Origin of the sequence: Serratia bockelmannii (assembly GCF_051803255.1) — a bacterium.
In the GTDB taxonomy this organism is placed as follows: Bacteria; Pseudomonadota; Gammaproteobacteria; order Enterobacterales; family Enterobacteriaceae; genus Serratia; species Serratia bockelmannii.
Map to the genome: position 1 here is coordinate 231,917 of NZ_CP196512.1, position 26,647 is coordinate 258,563.

A 26,647-nucleotide genomic window follows, 5' to 3' on the forward strand; every position below is an offset into this window, starting at 1 on the left:
TCACTTTTTCTTGATGGGCGGCTGTTTCTTTTGCCAGGCCAGCAGCTCAAACACGCCAAAGATAAAGATCTTGGCCTCTTGCCAGTAGCTGATCGGCTGATCCTTCGGCTGGGTGGATTTCAACAGCACCAGCTGCAGGCCGTGCATCACCACCATAAAGAACAGCGCCACGTCGATGAAATACTTCAGCGGCTTGGGAAACGGATGGAACAGGTTAGAGAGCAGGAAGCCCCACACGCACAGCATCAGCAGGCGGCCCAGATTAATCAGCATGGTCGGTTTTCTCTTGCGAACGAAGATAAAGGCGATAAGCCACCTGGCCGGCGACCTTCTCCCGGTGCAACTGCCAGCTGGCAGGCACGTCCGCCGCGGCGCTTTCCGCCTCGGCTTCTACATAGATCCAGGCCTCGTCGGCCAGCCAGCCCCGCTGCTCCAGCAACAAGACGGTCTCCGCCAGCAGGCCTTTGCGAAACGGCGGATCGAGGAACACCACGTCGAACGGTTGACCGTCGCCCGCCAGCCAGCTCAGCGCGTTGGTGTTGATAACTACCCCTTTGCCCTGCAGCAGCGCCAGATTTTTTTCCAGTTGCTGCGCCACCGGCCGCTCGAATTCTAACAGCGTGGCGCTGCCGGCATAGCGCGACAGCGCTTCCAGCCCTAATGCGCCGCTGCCGGCGAAGCAGTCCAGGCAGCGCGCGCCCTGAATCACCGGCGCCAGCCAGTTGAACAGGGTTTCGCGTACCCGATCGGTGGTGGGGCGCAGCCCCGGGCTGTTCGGCACCGGGAGTTTGCGGCCGCGCCATTGGCCGCCGATGATGCGGATCTGTCCGGCTGCGGCCTGGGGCGGCTTTTTGGCCGCGGCCCGTGGCGAGAGTCTTGTCATAAGCGTTGTTTGATTTCTTTTGCGGCGCGGGGCCGCAGAGGTTAACGAAAAGTTGTCCCTATTCTACCGGTGACGGGCGTCGGGGGGAACGGTAAAACGTTGTTGTCTGATTTCACACCGGAAAGCATGCCGGATGCGTGTTGCTGCGCGAGGGAAAGTGATAGACTCGGCGGATTATTGTCAGCATATATCCTTCAGGTATGTAGGGTAAGCGAGCCTTCGGTACGGAGTAGAGTCATAACATGGCAAAAGATAAGAAACGTGGGTTTTTCTCCTGGCTGGGCTTTGGCCAGAAGGAAAAGGAAGAAGAGCAACAGCAACCTGAGCAGCCGGTAGAGCAGGCGGAACCTCAGGCCGCGGAGACGCCGGCTGAACCGGCCGCCGCCAAGCTGGATGACAAGCTCCCCGCCCAGGAATCTGAACCTGCCGCCTCCGTCGACACCCCGGGGGAGTGGGATAACGGTCAGGCCGGCGAGCAAATCGCGGAAAACCTGCCGGCGGCGGCTGAACATCCGGCGGCGCCGCAAGCGTTGGCTGAAGAGATCGTCAGCGTCACCGAGCAAGTGGTGGCGCAGCAGCAACCGGTGGTTGAACCTGAGCCGGTCGTCGAACCTGAGCCGGTCGTCGAGCCTGAGCCGGTCGTCGAACCTGAGCCGGTGGTTGAGCCTGAGCCGGTGGTTGAGTCCGAGCCGGTCGTCGAACCTGAGCCGGTGGTCGAGCCTGAGCCGGTGGTTGAGTCCGAGCCGGTCGTCGAACCTGAGCCGGTGGTCGAGCCTGAGCCGGTCGTTGAACCCGAGCCGGTCGTTGAACCCGAGCCAATCGTCGAACCTGAACCGGAGCCGGAAGAAGCGCCGCTTGAACCTGTGGTGCCGGCCGCTGCGCAAGAGCAGGAACGCCCGACCAAAGAAGGCTTCTTCGCTCGCCTGAAACGCAGCCTGCTGAAGACCAAGCAAAACCTCGGTTCCGGCTTTATGGGGCTGTTCCGCGGTAAAAAGATCGACGACGACCTGTTCGACGAGCTGGAAGAACAGCTACTGATCGCCGACGTCGGCGTGGAGACCACGCGCAAGATCATCACCTCCCTGACTCAGCACGCCAGCCGCAAGCAGCTGAAAGACGCTGAAGCGCTGTACGGCAAGCTGAAGGAGGAAATGTCCGAAATTCTGGCCAAGGTCGATCAGCCGCTGGATGTCAGCGGTAAAACCCCGTATGTCATCCTGATGGTCGGCGTGAACGGCGTGGGTAAAACCACCACCATCGGCAAGCTGGCGCGTCAGTTCCAGGCGGAAGGCAAGTCGGTGATGCTGGCGGCGGGGGATACCTTCCGCGCCGCCGCGGTGGAGCAGCTGCAGGTGTGGGGCGAACGCAACCGCATTCCGGTGGTGGCGCAGCATACCGGCGCGGATTCCGCTTCGGTGATCTTCGATGCGGTGCAGGCCGCCAAGGCGCGCGGCATCGATGTGTTGATCGCCGATACCGCCGGCCGTCTGCAGAATAAATCGCACCTGATGGAAGAGCTGAAGAAGATCGTCCGCGTCATGAAAAAACTGGACGACCAGGCCCCCCATGAGGTTATGCTGACGCTCGATGCCAGCACCGGCCAGAATGCGGTCAGTCAGGCGAAATTATTTAATGAGGCCGTGGGCTTAACCGGCATCACGCTGACTAAACTGGACGGTACCGCCAAGGGCGGGGTGATCTTCGCCATCGCCGATCAGTTCGGTATCCCGATCCGCTATATCGGCGTCGGGGAAGGCATCGAAGATTTGCGGCCGTTTAAGGCTGACGATTTTATTGAGGCACTTTTTGCCCGAGAGGATTAATACGGATGATTCGCTTTGAACAGGTCAGTAAAGCTTATCTGGGCGGACGGCAAGCGCTGCAGGGGGTTGATTTCCATCTGCGCCCGGCGGAAATGGCGTTTCTGACCGGCCATTCCGGCGCGGGGAAAAGTACCCTGCTGAAACTGATTTGCGGTATCGAACGGCCCAGCGCCGGCCACATCTGGTTTGGCGGGCACGACATCAGCCGTTTGAAAAACCGCGAGGTGCCGTTCCTGCGTCGGCAGATCGGCATGATCTTCCAGGATCACCACCTGCTGCTGGATCGCACGGTGTATGACAACGTGGCGATGCCGCTGATCATCGCCGGCGCCAGCACCGAAGATATCCGCCGCCGCGTTTCCGCCGCGTTGGACAAAGTCGGTTTGCTGGATAAAGCGAAAAACTTCCCGATTCAGCTGTCCGGCGGTGAGCAGCAGCGCGTGGGCATCGCCCGCGCGGTGGTGAACAAGCCGGCGGTGCTGCTGGCGGATGAACCGACCGGTAACCTGGATGATGCGCTGTCGGAAGGCATTCTGCGCCTGTTTGAAGAATTCAACCGCGTCGGCGTGACCGTACTGATGGCGACGCACGACACCGGGCTTATCGCCCGTCGCAATTACCGCATCCTGACGCTGAGCCAGGGCCGCATGCAGGGGGGCGCTCACCATGGCCAATAACGCAAAAACCGCCAAGAGCAAGGCGCTGCGCGGCGGCTGGCGCGAACAGTGGCGTTACGCCTGGATGAACGCCATCAAAGACATGCTGCGCCAGCCGTTGGCGACGCTGCTGACGGTGATGGTGATCGCCATCTCCCTGACGCTGCCGAGCGTGTGCTACATCGTGTGGAAAAACGTCAGCACCGCGGCCAGCCAGTGGTACCCGACGCCGCAACTGACGGTCTACCTGGATAAATCGCTCGATGACGACGCGGCGCTGAAAGTGCTCGACGCCATCAAGGCGGAAGCCGGCGTGGAGAAGGTGAACTACCTGTCGCGTGAAGAAGCGCGCGGCGAGTTCCGCAACTGGTCGGGCTTTGGCGGCGCGCTGGACATGCTGGAAGAGAACCCGTTGCCGGCGGTGGCGATCGTCACGCCGAAGATGAGCTTCCAGAGTTCGGACACCCTCAACACCCTGCGCGATCGCGTAGCGGCGGTGCAGGGCGTGGAAGAAGTGCGCATGGATGACAGCTGGTTTGCCCGCCTGGCGGCGCTGACCGGGCTGGCGGGCCAGATCGCGGCGATCATCGGCGTGCTGATGATCGTGGCGGTGTTCCTGGTGATCGGCAACAGCGTGCGTCTGAGCATCTTCAGCCGTCGCGACACCATCAACGTGATGAAGCTGATCGGCGCTACCGACGGCTTTATTCTGCGGCCGTTCCTCAACGGCGGGGCGATGCTGGGCTTTGCCGGCGCGCTGCTGTCGCTGGTGCTCTCCGGCGCGCTGGTGTGGCAGCTGGAGTCGGTGGTCGTCGGGGTCGCCAAGGTATTCGGCACCACCTTCACCCTGCACGGGCTGGGCTGGGATGAGGCGCTGTTGCTGCTGATCATCTCCGCGATGATCGGCTGGATCGCCGCCTGGCTGGCGACGGTGCAACATTTACGCCGATTTACACCACAGTAAGATTTTTTTGGTATACTCTTCTCCTGCTGCTTTTGATCGCGTTGCGGGAGAAGAGTGACCTCAAGCGAAGTCAGCACCACCCCTCTCTTCTTAGCGCACAAATTCCCTATCGGCCTTCACCCTCGTCACGTATTGTCAGCGACAATGCTTGCAAAAAAGGGTGAACTTTTAGGGCGGAGTACGGTCAAAAATTGCAGCAAATGTTAAGGTGCCCGGCGTGTGGAACCGCTTTTGCTTCAGCAACTGCCGTAGAATCAATCATTTCCCCGCTGTAATAATCACCTGCATGATTTTGTATTCTCATAGAGAGGGTTTGAATGACCAAAGAAATGCAAACTTTAGCCTTAGTACCCCAAGGTAGCTTGGAAGCCTATATCCGGGCAGCCAACGCCTATCCGATGCTGACGGCAGAGGAAGAGCGGGAGCTGGCTGAACGGCTGCATTATCAGGGCGATCTGGATGCCGCTAAGCAGCTCATCCTGTCTCACCTGCGCTTTGTCGCTCATATTGCCCGCAACTATTCAGGCTATGGTCTGCCGCAGGCGGATCTGATTCAGGAAGGCAATATCGGCCTGATGAAAGCCGTTCGCCGCTTCAACCCTGAAGTCGGCGTGCGTCTGGTTTCCTTTGCGGTGCATTGGATTAAGGCGGAAATCCACGAGTACGTATTGCGCAACTGGCGCATCGTGAAAGTGGCGACCACCAAAGCGCAGCGCAAGCTGTTCTTTAACCTGCGCAAAACCAAACAGCGTTTGGGCTGGTTCAACCAGGACGAAGTGGAACTGGTGGCCCGCGAGCTGGGCGTAACCAGCAAAGACGTGCGCGAGATGGAATCTCGCATGGCGGCGCAGGACATGACGTTCGATCCGACTCCGGACGACGAGGCCCGCGATGGCCAGTCGATGGCGCCGGTGCTGTACCTGCAGGACAAAAGCTCGGACTTCGCCGAAGGCATCGAGGAAGATAACTGGGAAAGCAACGCCGCAGACAAACTGGCCTATGCGCTGGAAGGTCTGGACGAGCGCAGCCAGCATATCATCCGCGCCCGTTGGCTGGATGATGACAACAAATCGACGCTGCAGGAGCTGGCCGATCAGTACGGCGTTTCCGCCGAACGCGTGCGTCAGCTGGAAAAGAACGCCATGAAGAAACTCAAAATGGCGATCGAAGCCTGAGTCGATGCGAGATTCGATAAAAAAGCCCGGCAAGCCGGGCTTTTTAGTGCCTGAAATTCGGCGTTATGGCGCCACGGCGGTGAAGTCCGGCGCCGGGCAGTCGTAGCCGAATTTCGCCGCCCACGGATAACGGGTGCCGGTGTTGATATAGCGCTGATAAAGCGCACGGCCGGTTTTGGCATCACGCTTGATAACCCAGCTGGCAGCGTTACATAGCACGGCGGCATAGGCCTGGCTCTTCGGCGGCAGCAGATCGGCCGCCTGTTGCGCCAGCCCCACCGCCTGCCAGCGATAGTGCAGGAAACGGTTGTCTTCCTCCGGTAGCGCCGCCTTGGCGCGCGCCGCTTCTGCGCTGTCGATCCAGCTTTTATGCTTCAGCTCGCGAGTATCGAACGCATCCCCCAGATAGGAATAGCCGGCGCCATAGATGGCGTAATCCGGCGTCATCTCATACCCGGTAAACTCCAGCCCCTGGGCGCGCAGCAGGTTGGCGGCGCGATAGTAAGCCTGCGCGCGCGTCAGCGGCGCGGCGGATTTGTCCTTGGCGGCCTTCAGTTCGTCGGCGAACTGCTGCGCCGCTTGCCGGTAGTTGGGGATATCGAAATAGGCCAGCGCTTCCGGCGCTCGTCCGGCGCGCATCAGCCGCCGCGCCAGCAGTTCGCGCAGCTGCACTTCCGGCGTGATCTGCTGGCCGCCGTAGTCGTCCGGATTAACCGGCTTGAGCGGCGTCGTCGGCGCCGGTGCGTGCTTATCGACAAAACCTTTCAACTCATCGACGGTCAGCACCCGTTCCGCCACGTCGGCCACGTCGGCCCAGTAGAGCGCTTTGCCGCGATACAGCAGGTCCATCGCCTGCAGATAGTCGCCGCGGTTCAGCGCCAGGATGGCCTGTTCGCCGGCCACCCGGCACTCGGGCACGATGGTTTCTGCGACGAAGTCGGCGTTGCGTTGTTCACCCCAGCTTTCGTCGGCGGGGAACGCGCTTGCCGCCTTGGCGTAGGCGGCAGTGGCGGCTTTCACGTCGCCGTCGCGCAGCGCCATTTTCGCGCGCAGCCACCACGCCAGGCCGCTGTCGCCGGCGTTTTTCAGCAGGCTCGCCGCCATCGGGTACTGCCCCGAACGGTAAGCCAACGCCGCCAGCCGATCGCTGCCGGCGAAGCCGCTTTTCACTGAGCCGTCCAGCAGCGTCAGGATCTGGCTGATGATCTGGGCGGAGCGGCCGTTGCCGTCGGTATCCGCCATTTGCAGGTTGCCGCTGCGCGCGAACAGCTCAATGGTCACCAACTGCTGGATCAACGGATCGCCGATAATCTGTTTCAGCGTGTACAAATGGTCGGGGTTGACCAGGAGGCTGGAGACGTACTGCAGCGACTGCCCGCCGTTCGGATCGCCCTGCGCCGCCTGTTGCGCATAGAGGTGGGCGGCGGGGGCGACGTCACCCAGCCACAGGTGGATGCGCGCCTGCTGCCCAAGGCTGCTCAATGCCAACTGTTCGGGATCGGCGGCGCCGCTTTTCACCCGGTCGATCACCTGCTGGAATGCCGTCAGCGCCTGTTCAAGTTCGGCTTTAGGCGGATGCTCGGCGGCGGGAACTGCTTCACCGGATTCATTCACCGGTGTACCGTGGTCAGCCATCAGGACGCGGCCAAGCGAATACTGCGCCCGCAGTCCCCAGTCGCTCTGCTCGGCGGCCGGTAGCTTCAGCACCTGCTGGAAATAGTCTGTGGCGCGCGGATCGTGGCTGGCGAAAGCGACGGCGCCCAGTTGATAGAGACGCGCGGCGTTGGACAACCCCTGCGTATTGACGGCGTCAGCCTCTTCCACCGTTTTGGCTGCGCGCATTTTACCGATCGCGATCGTTTCCGGCGATTGCGGCATCGGTTTCGGCGGCATCGGCGGCGGCGGAGCTTGCCAGTGCGGCAACTGTTTATCCATCGGCACCAGCCGGCCGGCTTCGAAGGCGAAATTGCCCTCCGGCATATACAGCAGGGTGCCGTTGCGGTCGATCAGCAGCCGGTTAGGAAAATCCGGGCCGCAGGCATAGCCGTTCAGCGGCAGCGCCAGCGCGGCGCCGATCAGCATGGCCAGCGGAAGAAGGCGGCGGGTGTTCCGTGCCGCGCGCGTATCAAGGTGTGACAAGGGTGCCTCCTGGCGTCAGTTGTTGGCAGCGCAGCCAGCCCAGCGGCCGGGATTGCCCGGCGCGCAGCTGGTCGCCGCTGATGCGAATAAAGCGTTGCCGTTGCGGTGCGGATTCCAGCCGGTAGTTGCCGACCGCGTCCGCCGCCAGGCAGTCGTCGGCGCGGATGACCACCTCTTGCGGCAGCGGGGCATCCACCGGCCCGTTGTTATGAATTATCAGATCATACAGCCCGTTTTGCTGTGGCTGAGGCCTAAATTTTACCTGCCAGTCGACGTTCAGCGGCCGGTGCTCGATCACCGCTCGCAGCGTGGCGAGCGACCAGGCGCGCCGATCGTCCGCCAGCGGCAAGCGGAACCAGAGAATGCCGCGCAGCCGGGGCGGCGTTTGCTGCGCCAGCGTTTGCAGAAAATCGGCGATCTGCTGCGGCGCGACCGTCAGCTCGCGGCCGTTGCCCGCCACGCGCAGCGCAGATTCGCTCTCCACCTGCGCGCCCTGCGCATCAAACCCCAGCAGCGCCATGCCGTAGGCCGGCAGCGCGACGCGAAACGGCTTCGGTGTGGCGGCAGCGTACTGCCGCACCCAGCGCAGCGCCAAGGGGCCGTCAAACAGCCCCTGCTGCGGCGAGAGCACCGCGTGCACCTGCAGGACGGAACTGTCGGCCTGTTGCAGTACGCCGGGCAGGTTGGGTGAGCCGATCCAGGCCGGCAGGGCGGTGATGCCGAGTTGCAAAGCGGCGGGCAGCCGTTGGCGCAGCCGCTGTAGAAAGCGTTGGTAGCCCGGCAGGCGGGCGGTGGCGGCGTCATGATCGATCTCGACGCCGGTGACGGGCAGCCCGGCCGCCTGCCAGCGTTGGGTGATCGCCAGCAGACGCTGGATAATGGCTTCTTGGTCCAGTTGCGGCAGCTGGCCGTCGAGGCGTGCGACCAGCCAGAGCGGGCGGCCGTCCTGCTTCAGCAGGCTGAGATCGGCCGGGATTTCCCGCCAGCCTTCACGCGGATGCACCTGCAGCGCCAGCACCCGCAGCGCGCCGAACAGATCGCGGCTGCTCGCCAGCGCATCGGCGTGCTGCGGCGTCCAAACTCGCTGCCAGACATAAACCTGCTGATCCCAGCCTGAGGCCAGGCGCAGCGCCTGCTGGCGCCCGGCGAACCAGGCCGCCAACCCCAGCGCAATCAAGACCAGCGCCGCCAGCCGGCGTTTCATTTTTGCCAGAGATCGCCCTGCGGCGCGAAGCCGCAGGCGCGCATGAAGTTATCGACTTCCCCACGTTCACGCGGCGCCAGGCCGGCGGTCGACAGCTGCCAGTGGGCGACCTGCGGCAGCTGACGCTGTGCATCCTGCACCAGATAAAGACCGACGCCGCGGCGGCGCGTCACTTCGCGTACCAGCAGATCCTGTAGTTCGGCGCGGTCGTCCTGCAGCGCAATTTTCACCGCGCCCAGCAGACGCTCGTTGAAGCGGGCGGCAAACAGCGCCTTGCCGTCGCTCAGCCAGCCTTGCCACTGTTCCGGCTGCTGGTGCGGCCAAATTTTACCGAGGTCGATAAGGTCTTGCGGGGACAGCGCGGTCAGGCGCTCGATGGTCAGTTTCATGCAGAATTTCCGCGCAGCTAAATGATGTCGACAGTGTAATAGATCTTGTGCAGAGCGTTGTGTAAGTTTTTCTGTACGATTACTGTGCAATATGTTTTTTGCACGGGGCATTTTCCGAGTAAATAGTTAGTAAACGGATTGTTAACCAGCACAACGCACTACGCCTCAAGGTAAAGAGCGCAGATTTAATTCGAATTTTATCCTGTTTACACCGCTTGTTTCTGCCAGATGAAGTTGATTTGCAGAAGAAAATTCCTGTTTAATGGCATGAAAAATAAAGTCTTATTAGAAAATAATGCCGACAAAACGCCTAAATCATTATTACTTATAACAAAAGCGGTCAATAACGATCGGGCGCAGGCAAACACAACAGGTACGTTCACAACGACAGATGGGGATTTGCGGATGAAATTAACAACAGGTAAGGCACTGCTGGCGGGTTGTATTGCGATGGCCATGAGCCAGGCGGCCATGGCGAAAGACATCAAGGTGGCGATCGTCGGGGCAATGTCCGGCCCGGTCGCGCAGTATGGCGACATGGAGTTTACCGGCGCGCGCCAGGCGATTGCCGACATCAACGCCAAGGGCGGCATCAAGGGCGACAAGCTGGTCGGCGTGGAATACGACGACGCCTGCGACCCGAAACAGGCAGTTGCGGTCGCCAACAAGGTGATCAACGACGGTATTCGCTACGTGATCGGCCACCTGTGCTCCTCATCCACCCAGCCGGCGTCCGATATCTATGAAGACGAAGGCGTGATCATGATTACCCCGGCGGCCACCAACGCGGATCTGACTACCCGCGGCTACAAGATGATCCTGCGCACCACCGGCCTGGATTCGGATCAGGGCCCGACCGCCGCCAAATACATCCTCAGCGACATCAAGCCGAAGCGCATCGCCGTGGTGCACGACAAGCAGCAATACGGCGAAGGCCTGGCGCGCTCGGTGCGCGACAGCCTGAAAAAACAGGGCACCGAAGTGGCGATGTTCGAAGGCATCACCGCCGGCGACAAAGACTTCTCCACCCTGGTGGCGCGCCTGAAGAAAGAAAATATCGACTTCGTGTACTTCGGCGGTTACTACCCGGAAATGGGCCAGATCCTGCGTCAGGCCAAGCAGGCCGGGTTGACCACTCGCTTCATGGGGCCGGAAGGCGTGGGCAACTCCTCGCTGTCCAACATCGCCGGCGCCGCCTCGGAAGGCATGCTGGTGACGCTGCCGAAACGCTACGATCAGGTGCCTGCTAACCAGCCGATCGTCGATGCGCTGAAAGCCAAGAAGCTGGATCCGACCGGCCCGTTCGTCTGGACCACCTATGCTGCGCTGCAGTCGCTGACCACCGGCATGGAGCGCAGCGGCAGCCAGGAGCCGGCGGACATCGTCAAGGATCTGAAAACCGGCAAGCCGGTGGAGACCGTGATGGGGCCGCTGACCTGGGATGACAAGGGCGATCTGAAAGGCTTCGAGTTCGGCGTGTTCGAATGGCATGCCAACGGCACGTCCACACCGATCAAATAAGCCATAATGATTAGGGTGGGGCGCGGCTTGTTGCGCCCGGCGGGCCGGCTTGCCGGCCCCGTCTCCCTTTACCCGCCGGTTCTGCGCCGGCGGGTTTCGCAGCCAAGGGTTCAGAGTATGTCAGAGCAATTCCTCTATTTTCTGCAGCAGATGTTCAACGGTTTAACGTTGGGCAGCACCTATGCATTGATCGCCATCGGTTACACCATGGTTTACGGCATCATCGGCATGATCAACTTCGCCCACGGCGAGGTGTACATGATCGGAAGCTATGTCTCCTTTATCGTTATCGCCGCCCTGATGATGCTCGGCATCGACGTCGGTTGGCTGCTGATCGGCGCCGCGTTCCTGGTCTCGATCGTTATCGCCAGTGCCTACGGCTGGAGCATCGAACGGGTGGCCTACAAGCCGGTGCGCAACTCCAAGCGCCTGATTGCGCTGATCTCGGCCATCGGCATGTCGATATTCCTGCAAAACTACGTCAGCCTGACGCAGGGCTCACGCGATCTGGCGCTGCCTAGCTTGGTGACCGGCCAGTGGGTGCTGGGAGAAAGCAACGGCTTCGCCGCCACCATCAGCACCATGCAGCTGACCATCTGGCTCGTGACCTTCCTGGCGATGCTGGCGCTGACGCTGTTTATCCGCTATTCACGCATGGGCCGCGCCTGCCGCGCCTGTGCGGAAGATCTGAAGATGGCCAGCCTGCTGGGCATCAACACCGACCGGGTGATCTCGCTGACCTTCGTTATCGGAGCGGTGATGGCGGCGGTGGCCGGGGTGTTGCTCGGCCAGTTCTACGGCGTCATCAACCCTTACATCGGGTTTATGGCCGGTATGAAAGCCTTCACCGCCGCGGTTCTGGGCGGCATCGGCAGCATTCCCGGTGCGATGATTGGCGGCCTGGTACTGGGCGTGGCGGAAGCGCTGACCTCTGCCTACCTGAGCACCGAATACAAAGACGTGGTGTCGTTCGCGCTGCTGATCGTGGTGCTGCTGATCATGCCGACCGGCATCCTCGGGCGTCCGGAGGTTGAGAAAGTATGAAACTCAATCTGCTCAATGCGCTGATCGCCACGGCGGTGCTGTTCGTGATGGCGTCGTTCCTGATGGGCATGCAGCTCAGCCTGGACGGCACCAAGCTGGTGGTGCACGGCGCGGCGGAAGTGCGCTGGATGTGGATCGGCATCGGCTGCGTCATCGTCTTTTTCTTCCAGCTGTTGCGCCCGCTGCTGCAGCAGGGATTGAAAAAAGTCTCCGGCCCGGCGTTCGTGCTGCCGAGCTTCGACGGCACCACGCCGCGGCAAAAGCTGCTGGCGGCTTTGCTCATCGTCGCGGCGGTCGCCTGGCCGTTCCTGGTCTCGCGCGGCACGGTGGATATCGCCACCCTGACGCTGATCTACGTGATGCTGGGCCTCGGCCTCAACGTGGTGGTGGGCTTGTCCGGTCTGCTGGTGCTCGGCTACGGCGGTTTCTACGCCATCGGCGCCTACACCTATGCGCTGCTGAATCACTATTACGGCCTCGGCTTTTGGGAGAGCCTGCCGCTGGCGGGTATCGTCACCGCCGCTTTCGGCTTCCTGCTCGGTTTCCCGGTGCTGCGGCTGCGCGGCGACTATCTGGCGATCGTGACGCTCGGCTTCGGCGAAATCGTGCGCATCCTGCTGCTGAACAATACCGAGATCACCGGCGGGCCGAACGGCATCAGCCAGATCCCGAAACCGACCTTCTTCGGCCTGGAGTTCAACCGCAGCCTGCGCGACGGCGGCTGGGATACCTTCCATAACTTCTTCGGCCTGAAATACGATCCGAGCGATCGCATCGTATTCCTGTACCTGGTGGCGCTGCTGCTGGTGGTGCTGACGCTGTTCGTCATCAACCGCCTGCTGCGCATGCCGCTCGGGCGCGCCTGGGAAGCGCTGCGCGAAGACGAGATCGCCTGCCGCTCGCTGGGCCTCAGCCCGACGCGCATCAAGCTGACCGCCTTTACCATCAGCGCCGCTTTCGCCGGGTTTGCCGGCACGCTGTTTGCCGCGCGCCAGGGGTTCGTCAGCCCGGAATCCTTCACCTTCGTCGAGTCGGCCTTCGTGTTGGCGATCGTCGTACTGGGGGGCATGGGCTCGCAGTTCGCGGTCATTCTGGCGGCAATCCTGCTGGTGGTGTCGCGCGAGCTGATGCGCGATCTGAATGAGTACAGCATGTTGCTGCTGGGTGCGCTGATGGTGCTGATGATGATTTGGCGGCCGCAGGGGCTGTTGCCGATGAAACGGCCGCAGTTGAAGCTGCAGGCGGCGGACATTCACGCGGGCAAGGGGGAACAGGCATGAGCGTTCAACCTTTACTGCAGGTAGAGGGCCTGTCGATGCGTTTCGGCGGGCTACTGGCGGTCAACAATGTGGCGCTGACGCTGAACGAAGGCGAAATCGTGTCGCTGATCGGCCCCAACGGCGCCGGTAAGACCACGGTGTTCAACTGCCTGACCGGTTTTTACCGCCCGACCGGCGGCACCATCAAATTGCGCGATCGCCACCTGGAAGGGTTGGCGGGGCAGGCCATCGCCCGCATGGGCGTGGTGCGCACCTTCCAGCATGTGCGGCTGTTCCGTGAAATGACGGTGATTGAGAACCTGCTGGTGGCGCAGCATCAGCACCTGAAAAGCGGCGTGTTCGCCGGGCTGCTGAAAACTCCGGCCTTCCGCCGCGCCGAAGCTGAGGCGCTGGCGCGTGCGGCGGAGTGGCTGGAGCGCGTCGGCCTGCTGGAGATGGCCAACCGTTCGGCGGGCAACCTGGCCTACGGGCAGCAGCGGCGGCTGGAGATCGCCCGCTGTATGGTGACCCGGCCGGAGCTGCTGATGCTGGACGAACCGGCCGCCGGCCTCAACCCGAAAGAGACCGACGAGCTGGATCACCTGATCGTCGAGCTGCGCGATCGGCATAAGGTCTCGGTGTTGCTGATCGAGCACGACATGAAGCTGGTGATGGGCATTTCCGACCGCATTTACGTGGTGAATCAGGGCACGCCGCTGGCGCAGGGCACACCGGCGGAGATCCGCAACAACCCGGACGTGATCCGGGCTTATTTGGGCGAAGAATAATATGTTGTCATTCAATCAGGTATCCGCCCATTACGGCAAAATTCAGGCGCTGCATCAGGTCAGTCTCACGATAAGTCAGGGCGAAATCGTGACGTTAATCGGCGCCAACGGCGCCGGTAAAACCACGTTGCTCGGCACCTTGTGCGGCGAACCGCGCGCCAGCGAAGGCAGCATCGTCTTTCAGGACCAGGACATCACCCAGTGGCAAACCTCGCGCATCATGCGCGAAGCGGTGGCGATCGTGCCGGAAGGGCGGCGCGTCTTCTCGCGCATGACGGTGGAAGAAAACCTGGCGATGGGCGGCTTCTTCGCCGATCGCCAGCAGTATCAACAGCGCATTGAACGGGTGTTCACGCTGTTCCCGCGCCTGCTGGAGCGCCGAAGCCAGCGTGCCGGCACCATGTCCGGCGGCGAACAGCAGATGTTGGCCATCGGCCGCGCGCTGATGAGTCAGCCGAAGCTGCTGCTGCTCGACGAGCCCTCGCTGGGGCTGGCGCCGATCATTATCCAGCAGATTTTCGACATCATTCAGCAACTGCGGGAAGAGGGCATGACCATCTTCCTGGTGGAGCAAAACGCCAATCAGGCGCTGAAATTGGCGGACCGCGGTTATGTGCTGGAAAACGGCCGCGTGGTGTTGGAAGATACGGGGGCTGCATTGTTAGCCAACGAAGCAGTGAGGTCGGCGTATCTGGGCGGTTAATCCGCCCCCCTACGAATTAAAATAATCAGGTACGAGAAGAAGAAATGAAGACAGAAGGGTTACTCGCGCAGCGCATCGTTAACGTAAAAAGTTCGGCCATCCGTGAATTGCTTAAGCACAGCAAGATGGAACACGTCATTTCGCTGGCGGGCGGCATCCCCTCTGATGCGCTGTTCGATTTCGAAGGATTGAGCATCGCCACCCAGCAGGCGATCACCGAACAGCCGAAAAGCGCATTCCAGTATGGCCTGACCGAGGGCAGCCCGCTGCTGCGTGAGCGCATTTGCGCGCTGTGCGCCGAGCGCGGCGTCACCGCTGGCGCGGAAGAGGTAATGGTCACCGCCGGCTCACAGCAGGCACTGGATTTGGTGATGCGCGCCATCGTCAATCCCGGCGATGTGTTCGTGGTGGAGCGCCCGACCTACCTGGCGGCGCTGCAAACGCTGGAGCTGGCGGAGGCCAACATCATGTCGGTCTCGTCCGACAGCGACGGCATGGTGGTGGAAGAGCTGGCCGAGCTGCTGAAAACCCAGCGCATCAAGGGCGTGTACGTGGTGCCGAACTTCGGCAACCCCAGCGGCATCACCCTCAGCGCCGCGCGCCGTGAACTGCTGGTGAAGCTGGCTGCTGAACATAACTTCCTGATCATCGAAGACGATCCGTACGGCGAATTGCGTTTCACCGAAGAGCGCCACCCGACGCTGCATCAGGTGTCACAGCAGGTGCTGGGCAACACTGACCACATCATCTATACCTCGACCTTCTCCAAGATCCTGGCGCCGGGCCTGCGCTTGGGCTGGGCGATCCTGCCGCCGTTCCTGCTGCACAAAGTGGCGATCATCAAACAGGCGGCGGATCTGCACGCCAGCGCGTTGTCGCAGAGCATCGTCGAATGCTATCTCGGCCTGGATCGCCTGCCGGCGCAGATCGACAAGATCCGCGCCGCTTACAAGCAAAAGGGCGAGATCCTGGCCGGTTTGGTGGAGCAGGAGCTGGGCGACTACATCACCTTCGATAAGCCGAAGGGCGGCATGTTCCTGTGGGCGCGCTTCCGCCAGCCGTTCAACGCTACCGAATGGCTGAACACGACCTTGCAGCAGGGTGTGGTGTTCGTGCCGGGGGAATACTTCTTCTCCGACAACCCGGATCGTTCAACCTTCCGCCTGTCGTTCGCCACCGCCACCGAGCAGCAGATGCAAGAAGCGGTGGCGCGCCTGCGCCGTTCGCTGTAATCCTCGCGGCGGCGGAGCCCATGCCCGCCGCCGACATCAAACCGCCATCTTCACTTCACCTTGCCGTCATGTGGCTGTCATATAACGGTTATTTTTCTGTCATCCGCGCATGGCATGTTAGCTTCCGAACAAAAAACTGATTCTTTTCGCTCACGCGCTTTTACACCAGCTTTTTCAGGAGTTAGGCATGCTCACCTACGCTATTCGCAAAACCACGCTGTGCGTCGCGTTGACCCTGGCGGTCAGCACTCAGGCGCTGGCGGCGACAGAAATCCCGTTCTGGCATTCAATGGAAGGTGAACTGGGTAAGGAAGTGGATTCCCTGGCGGATCGCTTCAATCAGTCGCACAGCGACGTCAAGATTGTGCCGGTTTATAAAGGCAACTACGAACAGAGCCTGGCGGCGGGCATCGCTGCTTACCGCTCCGGCAAGGCGCCGGCGATCCTGCAGGTTTACGAGGTGGGCACCGCCACCATGATGGCCAGCAAAGCCATCAAACCGGTCTATGAAGTGTTTAAAGAGGCCGGCATCAACTTCGACGAGTCGGTGTTCGTGCCGACGGTGGCCGGCTATTACACCGACAACAAGAGCGGACATCTGCTGTCGCAGCCGTTCAACAGCTCCACGCCGGTGCTGTACTACAACAAAGATGCCTTCAAAAAGGCCGGCCTAAACCCGGACCAGCCGCCGAAAACCTGGCAGGAGCTGGCGGCGGATACCGCCAAGCTGCGTGAGGCCGGCATGAAGTGCGGCTACGCCAGCGGCTGGCAGGGTTGGATCCAGCTGGAGAACTTCAGCGCTTGGCACGGCGTGCCGTTCGCCAGTGAAAACAACGGTTTCGGCGGCACCAACGCCAAGCTGGAGTTCAACCAACCGCTGCAGGTCAAGCACATCGCGCTGCTGGAGGCGATGAACAAGAAGGGCGACTTTACCTACTTTGGCCGCAAAGACGAATCCACCGAGAAGTTCTATAACGGCGACTGCGCCATCACCACCGCCTCTTCCGGTTCGCTGGCGGACATCAAGCACTACGCCAAATTCAACTACGGCGTCGGCATGATGCCGTACGACGCCGACGCGAAAAACGCGCCGCAGAACGCCATCATCGGCGGGGCCAGTCTGTGGGTGATGAACGGCAAAGACGCCGCCACCTACAAGGGCGTGGCCGAGTTCCTGCAGTACCTGGCGCAGCCGGAAATCGCGGCCGAATGGCACCAGAAGACCGGCTATCTGCCGATCACCACCGCGGCTTACGATCTGACCAAGCAGCAGGGCTTCTACGACAAGAACCCGGGTGCCGACGTCGCCACTCGCCAGATGCTGAACAAGCCGCCGTTGCCGTTCACCAAGGGCCTGCGCCTGGGCAACATGCCACAGATCCGCAGCGTGGTGGATGAGGAGCTGGAAGGCGTGTGGACCGGCAAGAAAACGCCACAGCAGGCGTTGGACGCCGCCGTACAGCGCGGTGACGTGCTGCTGCGCCGCTTCGAAGCATCGACCAAGTAACCCTGCGTCGCGAGCCCGACAGACCGGGCTCGCATCTTCACGCCGATCCTTCCTTACCCGATCAATGGTTTAACTGCTATGTCATCTTCCCGTCCCGGTTTCGGCTGCAGCTGGTTGCCCTATGCGTTGGTGCTGCCGCAGCTGCTGATTACCGCCGTCTTCTTTTTATGGCCCGCCGGCGAAGCGCTGTGGTATTCGGTGCAGAGCCTCGATCCGTTCGGCCTCTCCAGCCAGTTTGTCGGGCTGGATAACTTTAAACAGCTGTTCCAGGATCCTTACTACCTCGACTCGTTCTACACCACGCTGATCTTCAGCTTCCTGGTGGCGGGCATCGGGCTGGCGGTTTCGCTGTTCTTCGCCGCGCTGGTGGACTACGTGCTGCGCGGCAGCCGCCTCTATCGCACGCTGATGATCCTGCCCTACGCGGTGGCGCCGGCGGTGGCGGCGGTATTGTGGATCTTTCTGTTCAACCCCGGCCTGGGGCTGATCACCCATTTCCTCAACGGGCTGGGCTATAACTGGAACCATGCGCAAAACAGCGGCCAGGCGATGTTCCTGGTGGTGCTGGCCTCGGTATGGCAGCAGATAAGCTATAACTTCCTGTTTTTCCTCGCGGCGCTGCAGTCTATCCCGCGTTCGCTGGTGGAAGCGGCAGCCATCGACGGCGCCGGCCCGGTGCGGCGCTTCTTCCATCTGGTGCTGCCGCTGATCGCGCCGGTGAGCTTCTTCCTGCTGGTGGTCAATCTGGTGTACGCCTTCTTCGATACCTTCCCGGTGATCGACGCCGCCACCGGCGGCGGGCCGGTGCAGTCCACCACCACGTTGATCTACAAGATCTACCGCGAAGGCTTCGCCGGGCTGGACCTCTCCAGCTCCGCCGCACAGTCGGTGATCCTGATGCTGTTGGTGATCGGCCTGACGGTGATCCAGTTCCGCTTCGTTGAACGTAAGGTGCGCTATCAATGATTGAGAATCGACGCGGGCTGGACATCTTCAGCCATGTGATGCTGGTTATCGGCGTGCTGGTGGTGCTGTTCCCGCTGTACGTGGCCTTTGTCGCCGCCACGCTGGATGACAAACAGGTGTTTCAGGTGCCGATGACGCTGGTGCCCGGCGGCCACCTGTGGGAGAACATTCGCAATATCTGGCAGGGCGGCGTGGGCAACCTCAAGGTGCCGTTCTCGCTGCTGCTGCTCAACAGCGTGATCATGGCGTTGGCGATCACCTGCGGCAAAATCGCGGTGTCGGTACTGTCGGCTTACGCCATCGTGTATTTCCGTTTCCCGCTGCGCAGCCTGTTTTTCTGGCTGATTTTCCTCACCCTGATGTTGCCGGTGGAAGTGCGCATTTTCCCGACGGTGGAGGTGATCTCCAACCTCAACCTGCTGGACAGTTATACCGGCCTGACGCTGCCGCTGATGGCCTCGGCCACCGCTACCTTCCTGCTGCGCCAGTTCTTCATGACGCTGCCGGATGAGCTGCTGGAGGCGGCGCGCATCGACGGCGCCGGGCCGATGCGTTTCTTCTGGGACATCGTGCTGCCGCTGTCGAAAACCAATCTGGCGGCGCTGTTTGTCATCACCTTTATCTACGGCTGGAACCAATATCTGTGGCCGATCCTGATCACCAGCGACGCTTCGATGGGCACCGCGGTGGCGGGCATCAAGAGCATGATCTCCACCTCCGGCGCGCCGACCCAGTGGAACCAGGTGATGGCGGCGATGATTCTAACTTTATTGCCACCGCTGGCGGTGGTGCTTCTGATGCAGCGCTGGTTTGTGCGCGGTCTGGTTGATAGCGAGAAATAACGACGATGGCAGGATTAAAACTACAGGCGGTCACCAAGTCTTACGACGGTAAAACGCCGGTGATCAAACAGATCGACCTCGACGTGGCGGACGGTGAATTCATCGTGATGGTCGGCCCGTCCGGCTGCGGCAAATCTACGCTGCTGCGTATGGTGGCCGGGCTGGAGCGCACTACCAGCGGCGATATCTATATCGATACCCGGCGCGTGACCGATCTGGAGCCCAAGGATCGCGGCATCGCGATGGTGTTCCAGAACTACGCGCTCTATCCGCACATGAGCGTGTACGACAACATGGCTTACGGCCTCAAGATCCGCGGTTTCGGCAAGGAGCATATCCGCCAGCGGGTGGAGGAAGCGGCGCGCATCCTGGAGCTGGAGCCGCTGCTCAAGCGCAAACCGCGCGAACTTTCCGGCGGCCAGCGCCAGCGGGTGGCGATGGGGCGCGCCATCGTGCGCGAACCGGCGGTATTCCTGTTCGATGAGCCGCTGTCCAACCTGGACGCCAAGCTGCGGGTGCAGATGCGCCTGGAGCTGCAACAGCTGCACCGCCGTCTGAAAACCACCAGCCTGTACGTGACTCACGACCAGGTGGAGGCGATGACGCTGGCGCAGCGGGTGATCGTGATGAATAAGGGCGTGGCAGAGCAGATCGGCACCCCGAGTGAAGTGTACCAACGGCCGGCTTCGCTGTTCGTCGCCGGCTTTATCGGCTCGCCGGCGATGAACCTGCTGCCCGGCACCCTGAGCGCCGACGGCGGCCAGCTGCTGTTGGCGGACGGCATGACGCTGCCGTTGCCGGCGGCCAAGCCGCAGTGGGCGGGGCGGCCGTTGACGCTGGGTATTCGGCCGGAGCATATTCAATTGGTGGCGCAAGGCCAGGGCGTGCCGCTGCAGCTGCAGACGCTGGAACTGCTGGGAGCCGACAATCTGGCGCACGGCCAGTGGGGCGGTCACGGGGTGATCGCGCGGCTGTCGCATGAAACCTTGCCGACGGCGGGCAGTACGCTATATTTGCAGCTGCCTGCTCAGGCGCTGCACTTCTTTGACACCCACAGCGGATTACGGATGGATTGATGACAAGACCCTGGCCTTACCCTCATATTGTCGCCCACCGCGGCGGCGGTTCTCTGGCGCCGGAAAATACCCTGGCGGCGATCGACGTCGGCGCGCGCCACGGCCACAAGATGATCGAGTTCGACGCCAAGCTGGCGCAGGACGGGCAAATTTTCCTGCTGCACGACGACACGCTGGATCGCACCAGCAACGGTTGGGGCGTGGCGGGCGAGCTGCCGTGGGACAAACTGGTGCAGCTGGACGCCGGCAACTGGTACAGCTCGGCCTTCAAGGGCGAGCGGTTGCCGCTGCTGTCGGAGGTGGCGGAACGCTGCCGGGAACACGGCCTGATGGCCAATATCGAGATCAAACCGACCACCGGCAGCGACGATGAAACCGGCCGGGTGGTGGCGCTGGCGGCGCGGTTGCTGTGGCAAGGGCAGACCGATCCGCTGCTTTCTTCCTTCTCGGTAGAAGCGCTGGCGGCGGCGCAGCGCACCGTGCCGGATTTGCCGCGCGGCTTGCTGCTGGAGGCCTGGGACGACAACTGGCGCGAGCTGACCGAACGCTTGGACTGCGTCTCGCTGCATATCGACCACAAAGCGCTGACCGCCGAGCGGGTGAAAGCGTTGAAAGACGCCGGGCTGCGTATTTTGGTGTATACCGTCAACCAACCGGATCGCGCGCGCCTGCTGCTCGACTGGGGCGTTGACTGCATTTGCACCGACCGGATAGATTTGATTGGCCCGGCTTTTTAATCCGGCGCCGATGAATCCCGCGACGACAAGCCTTGCCGCCGCACCACCGGAAGGAATGCGATGCCTGGCTTTATCCTGTCACTGTGGCACCAGATCGTGCTGTCTTTACCGCTGTTCGTCCTGATCGCATTGGGTTATGGGCTGATTCGCTGGGGGAAATGGCCCTCCAGCATCACCGATGGCCTGACGCGCTTCGTGTTTTCCCTCGCCTTGCCCGCCATGCTGTTTCGCATGATGTGCGACTTCTCGCAGCGCCCGGCGGTCGACGCCCGGCTGCTGATCGCGTTCTTTGGCAGCTGCCTGATCGTATTTGTGCTTGGCCGCCTGGTCGCCCGGCACCTCTTCCGGTTGGATGGCGTCGCCGGATCGGTGTTTGCGTTAGGCGGTATTTTCTCCAATAACGTGATGCTCGGTTTACCGATCGCCAGCGTAATGCTGGGGCAGGCGGCGATCCCGTCGGTGGCGCTGGTGCTGGTGTTCAACGGCCTGATCCTGTGGACGCTGGTGACGGTGTCGATCGAATGGGCGCGCAACGGCTCGCCGACGTTGAGTGGTTTCGCTAAAACCGCGCGCAGCGTGCTGACCAACCCGCTGATCGTCGGCATTTTGTCCGGCACGCTGTTTAGCCTGACCGGCTTGCCGCTGCCGGACTTCGTCGATCGACCGGTCAGCATGCTCGGCCAGGTGGCGGCGCCGCTGTCGCTGGTGGTGCTTGGCATGGGGCTTGCCGAGTACCGCATCAGCGAAGGCTGGCAGCTGAGCAGCGCCATCTGCGTGCTGAAGTTGCTGGTGCAGCCGCTAGTGATTTGGCTGCTGGCCTGGATGATGGATCTGCCGCCGATGGAAACCCGCGTTGTTGTGCTACTTGGATCGATGGCGGTGGGGGTGAACGTCTACCTGATGTCGCGCCAGTTCAATACGCTCACCGGCCCGGCCGCCACCAGCCTGGTGATGTCTACCGTGCTGGCGGCGATCACCACGCCGCTGATCCTCACCGTTATGGGCGTGCGGGCATAGCCGGCATCGGCGCCTGCGGCACCGCCGGTGCGGTGCGGTTGAACGGATCGCGCGGCTGGTTGCTGTTAGGCAGCAACTGCCCGCCGTTCGGCGTGGTTTGCATCAGCTGTTGCCGCTGATTGTCGAACTGTCGCTGCTGCTGCAGGCGGCGTTGATCCATCTGCCGGTTGTTCAACAGGCGCTGTTGCTGCGCTTGCTGGTTGTTTTGGTTGAGTAACTGCTGCTGTGAGCGCAGGTCGGTTACGCCGTTGGCCGCCGCCGCCAACCCAGGCAGCAACAGCAGAGCGAACAGAATGTGAGACGTTTTCATGATGGTTACCTCGCCTTTTTATTAAGCCTAACCCAACGGTGAAATTTTGTCGGTAGTTTGTCTTTTGTTCAGATGTAAACTGCCTTTCATCCCCTTAGGCGTCCATCTTCCGTTACAATCGCCCTTTCGGTCTTTTTAGGGTGAACCCATCGTGCTGCTTTTGGTTATAACCACCATTCTGTGGGCATTTTCTTTCAGCCTGATTGGCGAGTACCTGGCGGGCCACGTCGACAGCGGATTCTCGGCGCTGGTGCGCATCGGGCTGGCGGCGCTGGTGTTTCTGCCGTTTCTGCGTTGGCGCAACATCAAACTCAAGGTGATCCTGCTGTATATGCTGGTGGGGGCCTTCCAGCTGGGCATCATGTACCTGTTCAGCTTCCGCGCCTATCTCTACCTGACGGTACCCGAATTCCTGCTGTTCACCGTGTTGACGCCGTTGTATATCACGTTGATCTACGACTTGCTGAGCGGCCGACGCCTGCGTTGGGGCTACGTCTTCAGCGCGCTGCTGGCGGTGCTGGGCGCGGCGATCATTCGCTATCACCAACTGAGTGAACACTTCTGGTGGGGGCTGCTGTTGGTGCAGGCGGCGAATATCAGCTTCGCCATCGGCATGGTCGGCTATAAGCGCCTGATGGAAGTGCACCCCTTGCCGCAGCACACCGCCTTTTCCTGGTTCTACCTGGGGGCGGCGGTGGTGGCGGTGGTGGCCTGGTTCCTGTGGGGTAACCCGCAGCAGCTGCCAACCACCAACCTGCAGTGGGGCGTGCTGATCTGGCTGGGCGTGGTGGCGTCGGGACTGGGTTACTTCATGTGGAACTATGGCGCGACGCAGGTCGATGCCGGCACGCTCGGCATCATGAACAACATGCATGTGCCGGCCGGGCTGCTGGTCAATCTGGCCATCTGGCAGCAGCAGCCGCACTGGCCGAGCTTTATCATCGGCGGGGCGGTGATCGTCGCTTCACTGTGGGTGCATCGACGCTGGGTGGCGCCGAAGCAGCTCGGCTAAACGGGGGCCGGCAGTTTATACGCCGGCCGCCAACGCTTTGGCGCCGGTCGCGCCAGGGCGTGCGGCGTCGCGCACGAACGGCAGATGATCGCAGGCGTGCTGGCGGGCCGAGCGGATAAAGGCTTCGGTCACCGCCTGGCGCTGTTCACCGTCGCGCACGGCGGCGTACAGGCGGCTCCACAGGCCGTCACCCAGGGTTTTGGTCACCACCAGCCCCTGCCGTTCGAAACTCTCCACCACCCAGTGCGGCAGCGCCGCAATCCCCATCCGCGCCGATACCATCTGGATCAGCAGCAGCGTGTTATCGACGTTCTTCAATGCCGGGTTGACGCCCGCCGGCTGCAGGAAATGCCGCCAGATATCCAGCCGTTGGCGCTGCACCGGGTAAATCAACAGTGTTTCATCGCTCAAGTCTTCCGGCTCGATGTGCGGCTTGCCGGCGAGCGGATGATCCGGCGCCAGCACCAGACGCACCTCGAAATCGAACATCGGCGAATAGTGCAGGCCGCTGCGCGGCAGAATATCCGACGTCATCACCAGATCCAGCTCGCCCTGTTGCAGGGCCGGCTGCGGATCGAAAGTGACGCCGGAGGTGAAGTCCATCACCACCTGCGGGAAACGCTGGCGGAAGTTGTCCAGCGCCGGCGTCAGCCACTGAATGCAGCTGTGGCATTCGATGGCGATGCGCAGCGTGGTCTGATGCGGCTCGTGGCAGGCCTGCAGCGCCTGTTGGATCTGCGGGAGGACCTGCTCCGCCAGCTGCAGCAGGATCTCGCCCTGGGCGGTGAAGCGCAAGGGCTGGCTCTTGCGCACGAACAGCTTGAAGCCCAGACGTTGTTCAAGATCGCTGAACTGGTGCGACAGGGCAGACTGCGTCTGGTGAAGTTGGGCCGCCGCCCCCGCCAGCGAACCGCTGTTGCGCAGGGCCTGCAGCGTCCGTAAATGTTTCAGTTCGATCATGAGAGTCCTTCACATTGACAGTGAATAAATTGCGCTTGTGGTTAATACAGTACCTGCTGATTATGGATGTGTAAACATCTGGACGGCTAAATGGGGAATATGACGATGGCAATTTTGAATCACACACTGGGTTTTCCTCGCGTTGGGCTACGACGTGAGCTGAAAAAAGCTCAGGAAAGCTACTGGGCCGGCAACTCAACGCAGGAAGAGCTGTTGGCGGTTGGCCGCGAGCTGCGCGCTCGTCATTGGCAACAGCAACAGCAGGCCGGGGTGGATTTGGTGCCGGTCGGCGATTTCGCCTGGTACGATCATGTGTTGACCACCAGCCTGCTGCTGGGCAACGTGCCGGCGCGCCATCAGAATGCGGATGGCTCGATCGATCTGGACACGCTGTTCCGCATCGGCCGTGGCCGCGCACCGACCGGCGAGCCGGCGGCCGCGGCGGAAATGACCAAATGGTTTAACACCAACTATCACTACATGGTGCCCGAATTCCAGCAAGGCCAGCAGTTCAAACTGGGCTGGACTCAGCTGTTGGACGAAGTGGATGAAGCGCTGGCGCTCGGCCATCGCATCAAGCCGGTGCTGCTTGGCCCGGTGACTTATCTGTGGTTAGGGAAAGTGAAGGGCGAGCCGTTCGACCGCCTGTCGCTGCTGAAAGAGATCCTGCCGGTTTACCAGCAGGTGCTGGCCGAGCTGGCGAAGCGCGGCGTCGAGTGGGTGCAAATTGACGAGCCTGCGCTGGTGCTGGAGCTGCCGCAAGCCTGGCTGGACGCGTTCAAACCGGCTTACGACGCGCTGCAGGGGCAGGTGAAGCTGCTGTTGACCACGTATTTCGACAGCGTAGGCCACAACCTCGACACCATTCGCACGCTGCCGGTGCAGGGGCTGCATGTCGATCTGGTCGCTGGTCATGACGATATCGCCACGCTGAGCGCCGCATTGCCGCAAGACTGGCTGCTGTCGCTGGGGGTGATCAACGGCCGCAACGTTTGGCGCGCCGATCTGAGCCGCTGGTTTGAACGTCTGCAGCCGCTGGTGGGCACCCGCCCGCTGTGGATTGGCTCCTCCTGTTCACTGCTGCACAGTCCGATCGACCTGAGCGTGGAAAGCCGTCTGGACGAAGAAGTGAAAAGCTGGTTCGCCTTCGCGCTGCAAAAATGCGCCGAGCTGGCGCTATTAAGCTCGGCGCTGAACGCGCCTGACACGACGAAACAGGCTGAACTGGACGCCTACAGCGCGCCGATCCGCGCCCGCCGTCAGTCGAGCCGCGTGCATAACCCACAGGTTGAGCGCCGGCTGGCCGCGATCACCGCGCAGGACAGCGAACGCCACAGCGCTTACGCCGAGCGCGCCAGGGCGCAGCGCGAGCGTTTCAACCTGCCGGCCTGGCCGACCACCACCATCGGTTCGTTCCCGCAGACCACCGAGATCCGCGGCCTGCGTCTGGACTTCAAACAGGGCCGTTTGGACGGCAACAACTACCGCACCAGCATCGGTGAGCACATCAAACAGGCGATCGTCGAGCAGGAGCGCCTCGGGCTTGACGTACTGGTGCACGGTGAAGCCGAGCGCAATGACATGGTGGAATATTTCGGCGAGAACCTGGACGGCTTCGTGTTTACCCAGAATGGCTGGGTGCAGAGCTACGGCTCCCGCTGCGTGAAGCCGCCGGTCATCATCGGTGACGTCAGCCGCCCGGAAGCCATCACCGTCGAATGGGCCAAATTCGCCCAGTCGCTGACCGACAAGCCGGTAAAAGGCATGTTGACCGGGCCGGTGACCATCCTGTGCTGGTCGTTCCCGCGTGAAGACGTGACCCGCGAAGTGATCGCCAAGCAGATTGCGCTGGCGCTGCGCGACGAGGTGGAAGATCTGGAAAAAGCCGGTATCGGCATCATCCAGATCGACGAGCCTGCGCTGCGCGAGGGGCTGCCGCTGCGCCAATCCGACTGGGCCGCCTACCTGAATTGGGCGGTGGACGCCTTCAAACTGAATGCCGCCGTGGCGCAGGATGACACCCAGATCCACACCCACATGTGTTACTGCGAGTTCAACGACATCATGGACTCCATCGCCGCGCTGGACGCCGATGTGATCACTATCGAGACCTCGCGTTCCGATATGGATCTGCTGGAAGCCTTCAAAGAGTTCGAATACCCGAACGAAATCGGGCCGGGTGTCTACGATATCCACTCGCCGAACGTGCCGAGCGTGGAATGGATTGAAGCGTTGCTGCGTAAAGCGGCGCAGAACATCCCGGCGGAACGTCTGTGGGTCAATCCGGATTGCGGCCTGAAAACCCGTGGCTGGCCGGAAACCCGGCAGTCGCTGGCCAACATGGTATTGGCGGCGCAGCGCCTACGCGAGCACGCGTGATACCGTGCGGCGGGTAAACCGCCGCTTATAGATTTACTGGTGTGATGATTGGGCGCTTCGG

General features: G+C 61.7%; 25 protein-coding genes. 18 read left to right on the forward strand and 7 right to left on the reverse strand.

Annotation, left to right across the window (positions count from 1 at the left end):
• Positions 1-273 carry a DUF1145 family protein gene (locus ACSJLU_RS01080; RefSeq protein ID WP_004934327.1) on the reverse strand — a complete coding sequence of 91 codons (273 nt, stop codon included), beginning with the start codon at positions 271-273 and terminating at the stop codon, positions 1-3.
• Entirely contained in the window at positions 263-883 is a 621-nt protein-coding gene (gene rsmD / locus ACSJLU_RS01085) for a 16S rRNA (guanine(966)-N(2))-methyltransferase (RefSeq protein ID WP_042783457.1), read from the reverse strand. Before rsmD ends, ACSJLU_RS01080 begins: the two co-directional genes overlap by 11 nt.
• A gap of 242 nt (positions 884-1,125) precedes the next feature.
• Here rsmD and ftsY point away from each other — a divergent pair, with 242 nt between their 5' ends.
• The 4 genes from ftsY (at position 1,126) to rpoH (ending at position 5,501) form a co-directional block, all read left to right on the forward strand.
• Complete coding sequence (gene ftsY / locus ACSJLU_RS01090; protein WP_439041050.1) at positions 1,126-2,706, forward strand: signal recognition particle-docking protein FtsY; 1,581 nt, start codon at positions 1,126-1,128, stop codon at positions 2,704-2,706.
• Positions 2,707-2,711: 5 nt separating this feature from the next.
• Positions 2,712-3,383, forward strand: coding sequence for a cell division ATP-binding protein FtsE (gene ftsE / locus ACSJLU_RS01095; RefSeq protein ID WP_004934337.1), 672 nt, complete (start codon positions 2,712-2,714; stop codon positions 3,381-3,383).
• Positions 3,373-4,326 (forward strand): permease-like cell division protein FtsX, encoded by a 954-nt coding sequence (gene ftsX, locus ACSJLU_RS01100; protein WP_025304898.1) that lies wholly within the window; start codon positions 3,373-3,375, stop codon positions 4,324-4,326. The genes ftsE and ftsX overlap by 11 nt, the downstream gene beginning before the upstream one ends.
• Positions 4,327-4,643: 317 nt before the next feature.
• The gene (rpoH, locus tag ACSJLU_RS01105; protein WP_004934345.1) at positions 4,644-5,501 is read left to right on the forward strand and encodes an RNA polymerase sigma factor RpoH; all 858 of its coding nucleotides are present in this window, start codon (positions 4,644-4,646) and stop codon (positions 5,499-5,501) included.
• Positions 5,502-5,564: 63 nt separating this feature from the next.
• On the opposite strand, the gene ACSJLU_RS01110 is transcribed toward rpoH, so the two are convergent.
• From ACSJLU_RS01110 to panM, 3 genes are read right to left on the reverse strand one after another with little or no spacing between them, the layout of a single operon-like run.
• Positions 5,565-7,583, reverse strand: a complete 2,019-nt coding sequence (locus tag ACSJLU_RS01110; protein ID WP_342096816.1) for a hypothetical protein — start codon at positions 7,581-7,583, stop codon at positions 5,565-5,567.
• A 43-nt stretch (positions 7,584-7,626) separates the two neighbouring features.
• On the reverse strand, positions 7,627-8,844 hold the full coding sequence (locus ACSJLU_RS01115) for a DUF3142 domain-containing protein (RefSeq protein WP_342096811.1): 1,218 nt from the start codon (positions 8,842-8,844) through the stop codon (positions 7,627-7,629).
• Positions 8,841-9,233, reverse strand: coding sequence for an aspartate 1-decarboxylase autocleavage activator PanM (panM, locus tag ACSJLU_RS01120; protein WP_049209366.1), 393 nt, complete (start codon positions 9,231-9,233; stop codon positions 8,841-8,843). Before panM ends, ACSJLU_RS01115 begins: the two co-directional genes overlap by 4 nt.
• A 405-nt stretch (positions 9,234-9,638) precedes the next feature.
• On the opposite strand from panM, the gene ACSJLU_RS01125 reads away from it, so the two are divergent.
• The 12 genes from ACSJLU_RS01125 (at position 9,639) to ACSJLU_RS01180 (ending at position 21,925) form a co-directional block, all read left to right on the forward strand.
• The gene (locus ACSJLU_RS01125) at positions 9,639-10,754 is read left to right on the forward strand and encodes a branched-chain amino acid ABC transporter substrate-binding protein (protein ID WP_025304902.1); all 1,116 of its coding nucleotides are present in this window, start codon (positions 9,639-9,641) and stop codon (positions 10,752-10,754) included.
• Between the two features lie 117 nt (positions 10,755-10,871).
• Positions 10,872-11,798, forward strand: coding sequence for a high-affinity branched-chain amino acid ABC transporter permease LivH (livH, locus tag ACSJLU_RS01130; protein WP_342096812.1), 927 nt, complete (start codon positions 10,872-10,874; stop codon positions 11,796-11,798).
• Positions 11,795-13,078 (forward strand): high-affinity branched-chain amino acid ABC transporter permease LivM, encoded by a 1,284-nt coding sequence (locus ACSJLU_RS01135; RefSeq protein WP_025304903.1) that lies wholly within the window; start codon positions 11,795-11,797, stop codon positions 13,076-13,078. Before livH ends, ACSJLU_RS01135 begins: the two co-directional genes overlap by 4 nt.
• The gene (gene livG, locus ACSJLU_RS01140; protein WP_025304904.1) at positions 13,075-13,845 is read left to right on the forward strand and encodes a high-affinity branched-chain amino acid ABC transporter ATP-binding protein LivG; all 771 of its coding nucleotides are present in this window, start codon (positions 13,075-13,077) and stop codon (positions 13,843-13,845) included. The genes ACSJLU_RS01135 and livG overlap by 4 nt, the downstream gene beginning before the upstream one ends.
• A 1-nt stretch (position 13,846) precedes the next feature.
• Positions 13,847-14,548 (forward strand): high-affinity branched-chain amino acid ABC transporter ATP-binding protein LivF, encoded by a 702-nt coding sequence (gene livF, locus ACSJLU_RS01145; RefSeq protein ID WP_025304905.1) that lies wholly within the window; start codon positions 13,847-13,849, stop codon positions 14,546-14,548.
• 44 nt (positions 14,549-14,592) lie between these two features.
• Positions 14,593-15,780, forward strand: a complete 1,188-nt coding sequence (locus ACSJLU_RS01150; RefSeq protein WP_025304906.1) for a PLP-dependent aminotransferase family protein — start codon at positions 14,593-14,595, stop codon at positions 15,778-15,780.
• 187 nt (positions 15,781-15,967) lie between these two features.
• A complete protein-coding gene (ugpB, locus tag ACSJLU_RS01155; RefSeq protein WP_049209367.1) occupies positions 15,968-17,287 on the forward strand; it encodes a sn-glycerol-3-phosphate ABC transporter substrate-binding protein UgpB in 1,320 nt (439 codons plus the stop codon).
• Positions 17,288-17,365: 78 nt separating this feature from the next.
• Positions 17,366-18,253: a sn-glycerol-3-phosphate ABC transporter permease UgpA gene (gene ugpA / locus ACSJLU_RS01160; protein ID WP_015376293.1), complete on the forward strand. Its 888-nt coding sequence runs from the start codon at positions 17,366-17,368 to the stop codon at positions 18,251-18,253.
• Entirely contained in the window at positions 18,250-19,095 is an 846-nt protein-coding gene (gene ugpE, locus ACSJLU_RS01165; RefSeq protein ID WP_025304908.1) for a sn-glycerol-3-phosphate ABC transporter permease UgpE, read from the forward strand. The genes ugpA and ugpE overlap by 4 nt, the downstream gene beginning before the upstream one ends.
• A 5-nt stretch (positions 19,096-19,100) precedes the next feature.
• Positions 19,101-20,171 carry a sn-glycerol-3-phosphate import ATP-binding protein UgpC gene (locus tag ACSJLU_RS01170; protein WP_043137521.1) on the forward strand — a complete coding sequence of 357 codons (1,071 nt, stop codon included), beginning with the start codon at positions 19,101-19,103 and terminating at the stop codon, positions 20,169-20,171.
• On the forward strand, positions 20,171-20,908 hold the full coding sequence (gene ugpQ / locus ACSJLU_RS01175; RefSeq protein WP_025304910.1) for a glycerophosphodiester phosphodiesterase: 738 nt from the start codon (positions 20,171-20,173) through the stop codon (positions 20,906-20,908). Before ACSJLU_RS01170 ends, ugpQ begins: the two co-directional genes overlap by 1 nt.
• A gap of 60 nt (positions 20,909-20,968) precedes the next feature.
• Complete coding sequence (locus tag ACSJLU_RS01180) at positions 20,969-21,925, forward strand: AEC family transporter (RefSeq protein ID WP_025304911.1); 957 nt, start codon at positions 20,969-20,971, stop codon at positions 21,923-21,925.
• Here the strand turns inward: ACSJLU_RS01180 and ACSJLU_RS01185 are convergent.
• Positions 21,906-22,235 carry a hypothetical protein gene (locus tag ACSJLU_RS01185; protein ID WP_127146909.1) on the reverse strand — a complete coding sequence of 110 codons (330 nt, stop codon included), beginning with the start codon at positions 22,233-22,235 and terminating at the stop codon, positions 21,906-21,908. The two genes, ACSJLU_RS01180 and ACSJLU_RS01185, sit on opposite strands and share 20 nt — an antisense overlap.
• Positions 22,236-22,386: 151 nt before the next feature.
• On the opposite strand from ACSJLU_RS01185, the gene ACSJLU_RS01190 reads away from it, so the two are divergent.
• On the forward strand, positions 22,387-23,247 hold the full coding sequence (locus ACSJLU_RS01190) for a carboxylate/amino acid/amine transporter (RefSeq protein WP_025304913.1): 861 nt from the start codon (positions 22,387-22,389) through the stop codon (positions 23,245-23,247).
• 15 nt (positions 23,248-23,262) lie between these two features.
• On the opposite strand, the gene metR is transcribed toward ACSJLU_RS01190, so the two are convergent.
• The gene (metR, locus tag ACSJLU_RS01195; protein ID WP_016929455.1) at positions 23,263-24,207 is read right to left on the reverse strand and encodes an HTH-type transcriptional regulator MetR; all 945 of its coding nucleotides are present in this window, start codon (positions 24,205-24,207) and stop codon (positions 23,263-23,265) included.
• A gap of 90 nt (positions 24,208-24,297) precedes the next feature.
• Here metR and metE point away from each other — a divergent pair, with 90 nt between their 5' ends.
• Positions 24,298-26,586 carry a 5-methyltetrahydropteroyltriglutamate--homocysteine S-methyltransferase gene (gene metE, locus ACSJLU_RS01200; RefSeq protein ID WP_072070321.1) on the forward strand — a complete coding sequence of 763 codons (2,289 nt, stop codon included), beginning with the start codon at positions 24,298-24,300 and terminating at the stop codon, positions 26,584-26,586.
• The last annotated feature ends 61 nt before the right edge of the window (positions 26,587-26,647 follow it).

Excerpts from the sequence above, each read along its gene's own strand:
- ACSJLU_RS01080 (WP_004934327.1), bottom strand. The coding sequence starts at position 273 with ATGCTGATTAATCTGGGCCGCCTGCTGATGCTGTGCGTGTGGGGCTTC.
- rsmD (WP_042783457.1), bottom strand. The coding sequence starts at position 883 with ATGACAAGACTCTCGCCACGGGCCGCGGCCAAAAAGCCGCCCCAGGCC.
- ftsY (WP_439041050.1), top strand. The coding sequence starts at position 1,126 with ATGGCAAAAGATAAGAAACGTGGGTTTTTCTCCTGGCTGGGCTTTGGC.
- ftsE (WP_004934337.1), top strand. The coding sequence starts at position 2,712 with ATGATTCGCTTTGAACAGGTCAGTAAAGCTTATCTGGGCGGACGGCAA.
- ftsX (WP_025304898.1), top strand. The coding sequence starts at position 3,373 with ATGGCCAATAACGCAAAAACCGCCAAGAGCAAGGCGCTGCGCGGCGGC.
- rpoH (WP_004934345.1), top strand. The coding sequence starts at position 4,644 with ATGACCAAAGAAATGCAAACTTTAGCCTTAGTACCCCAAGGTAGCTTG.
- ACSJLU_RS01110 (WP_342096816.1), bottom strand. The coding sequence starts at position 7,583 with ATGCTGATCGGCGCCGCGCTGGCGCTGCCGCTGAACGGCTATGCCTGC.
- ACSJLU_RS01115 (WP_342096811.1), bottom strand. The coding sequence starts at position 8,844 with ATGAAACGCCGGCTGGCGGCGCTGGTCTTGATTGCGCTGGGGTTGGCG.
- panM (WP_049209366.1), bottom strand. The coding sequence starts at position 9,233 with ATGAAACTGACCATCGAGCGCCTGACCGCGCTGTCCCCGCAAGACCTT.
- ACSJLU_RS01125 (WP_025304902.1), top strand. The coding sequence starts at position 9,639 with ATGAAATTAACAACAGGTAAGGCACTGCTGGCGGGTTGTATTGCGATG.
- livH (WP_342096812.1), top strand. The coding sequence starts at position 10,872 with ATGTCAGAGCAATTCCTCTATTTTCTGCAGCAGATGTTCAACGGTTTA.
- ACSJLU_RS01135 (WP_025304903.1), top strand. The coding sequence starts at position 11,795 with ATGAAACTCAATCTGCTCAATGCGCTGATCGCCACGGCGGTGCTGTTC.
- livG (WP_025304904.1), top strand. The coding sequence starts at position 13,075 with ATGAGCGTTCAACCTTTACTGCAGGTAGAGGGCCTGTCGATGCGTTTC.
- livF (WP_025304905.1), top strand. The coding sequence starts at position 13,847 with ATGTTGTCATTCAATCAGGTATCCGCCCATTACGGCAAAATTCAGGCG.
- ACSJLU_RS01150 (WP_025304906.1), top strand. The coding sequence starts at position 14,593 with ATGAAGACAGAAGGGTTACTCGCGCAGCGCATCGTTAACGTAAAAAGT.
- ugpB (WP_049209367.1), top strand. The coding sequence starts at position 15,968 with ATGCTCACCTACGCTATTCGCAAAACCACGCTGTGCGTCGCGTTGACC.
- ugpA (WP_015376293.1), top strand. The coding sequence starts at position 17,366 with ATGTCATCTTCCCGTCCCGGTTTCGGCTGCAGCTGGTTGCCCTATGCG.
- ugpE (WP_025304908.1), top strand. The coding sequence starts at position 18,250 with ATGATTGAGAATCGACGCGGGCTGGACATCTTCAGCCATGTGATGCTG.
- ACSJLU_RS01170 (WP_043137521.1), top strand. The coding sequence starts at position 19,101 with ATGGCAGGATTAAAACTACAGGCGGTCACCAAGTCTTACGACGGTAAA.
- ugpQ (WP_025304910.1), top strand. The coding sequence starts at position 20,171 with ATGACAAGACCCTGGCCTTACCCTCATATTGTCGCCCACCGCGGCGGC.
- ACSJLU_RS01180 (WP_025304911.1), top strand. The coding sequence starts at position 20,969 with ATGCCTGGCTTTATCCTGTCACTGTGGCACCAGATCGTGCTGTCTTTA.
- ACSJLU_RS01185 (WP_127146909.1), bottom strand. The coding sequence starts at position 22,235 with ATGAAAACGTCTCACATTCTGTTCGCTCTGCTGTTGCTGCCTGGGTTG.
- metR (WP_016929455.1), bottom strand. The coding sequence starts at position 24,207 with ATGATCGAACTGAAACATTTACGGACGCTGCAGGCCCTGCGCAACAGC.
- metE (WP_072070321.1), top strand. The coding sequence starts at position 24,298 with ATGGGGAATATGACGATGGCAATTTTGAATCACACACTGGGTTTTCCT.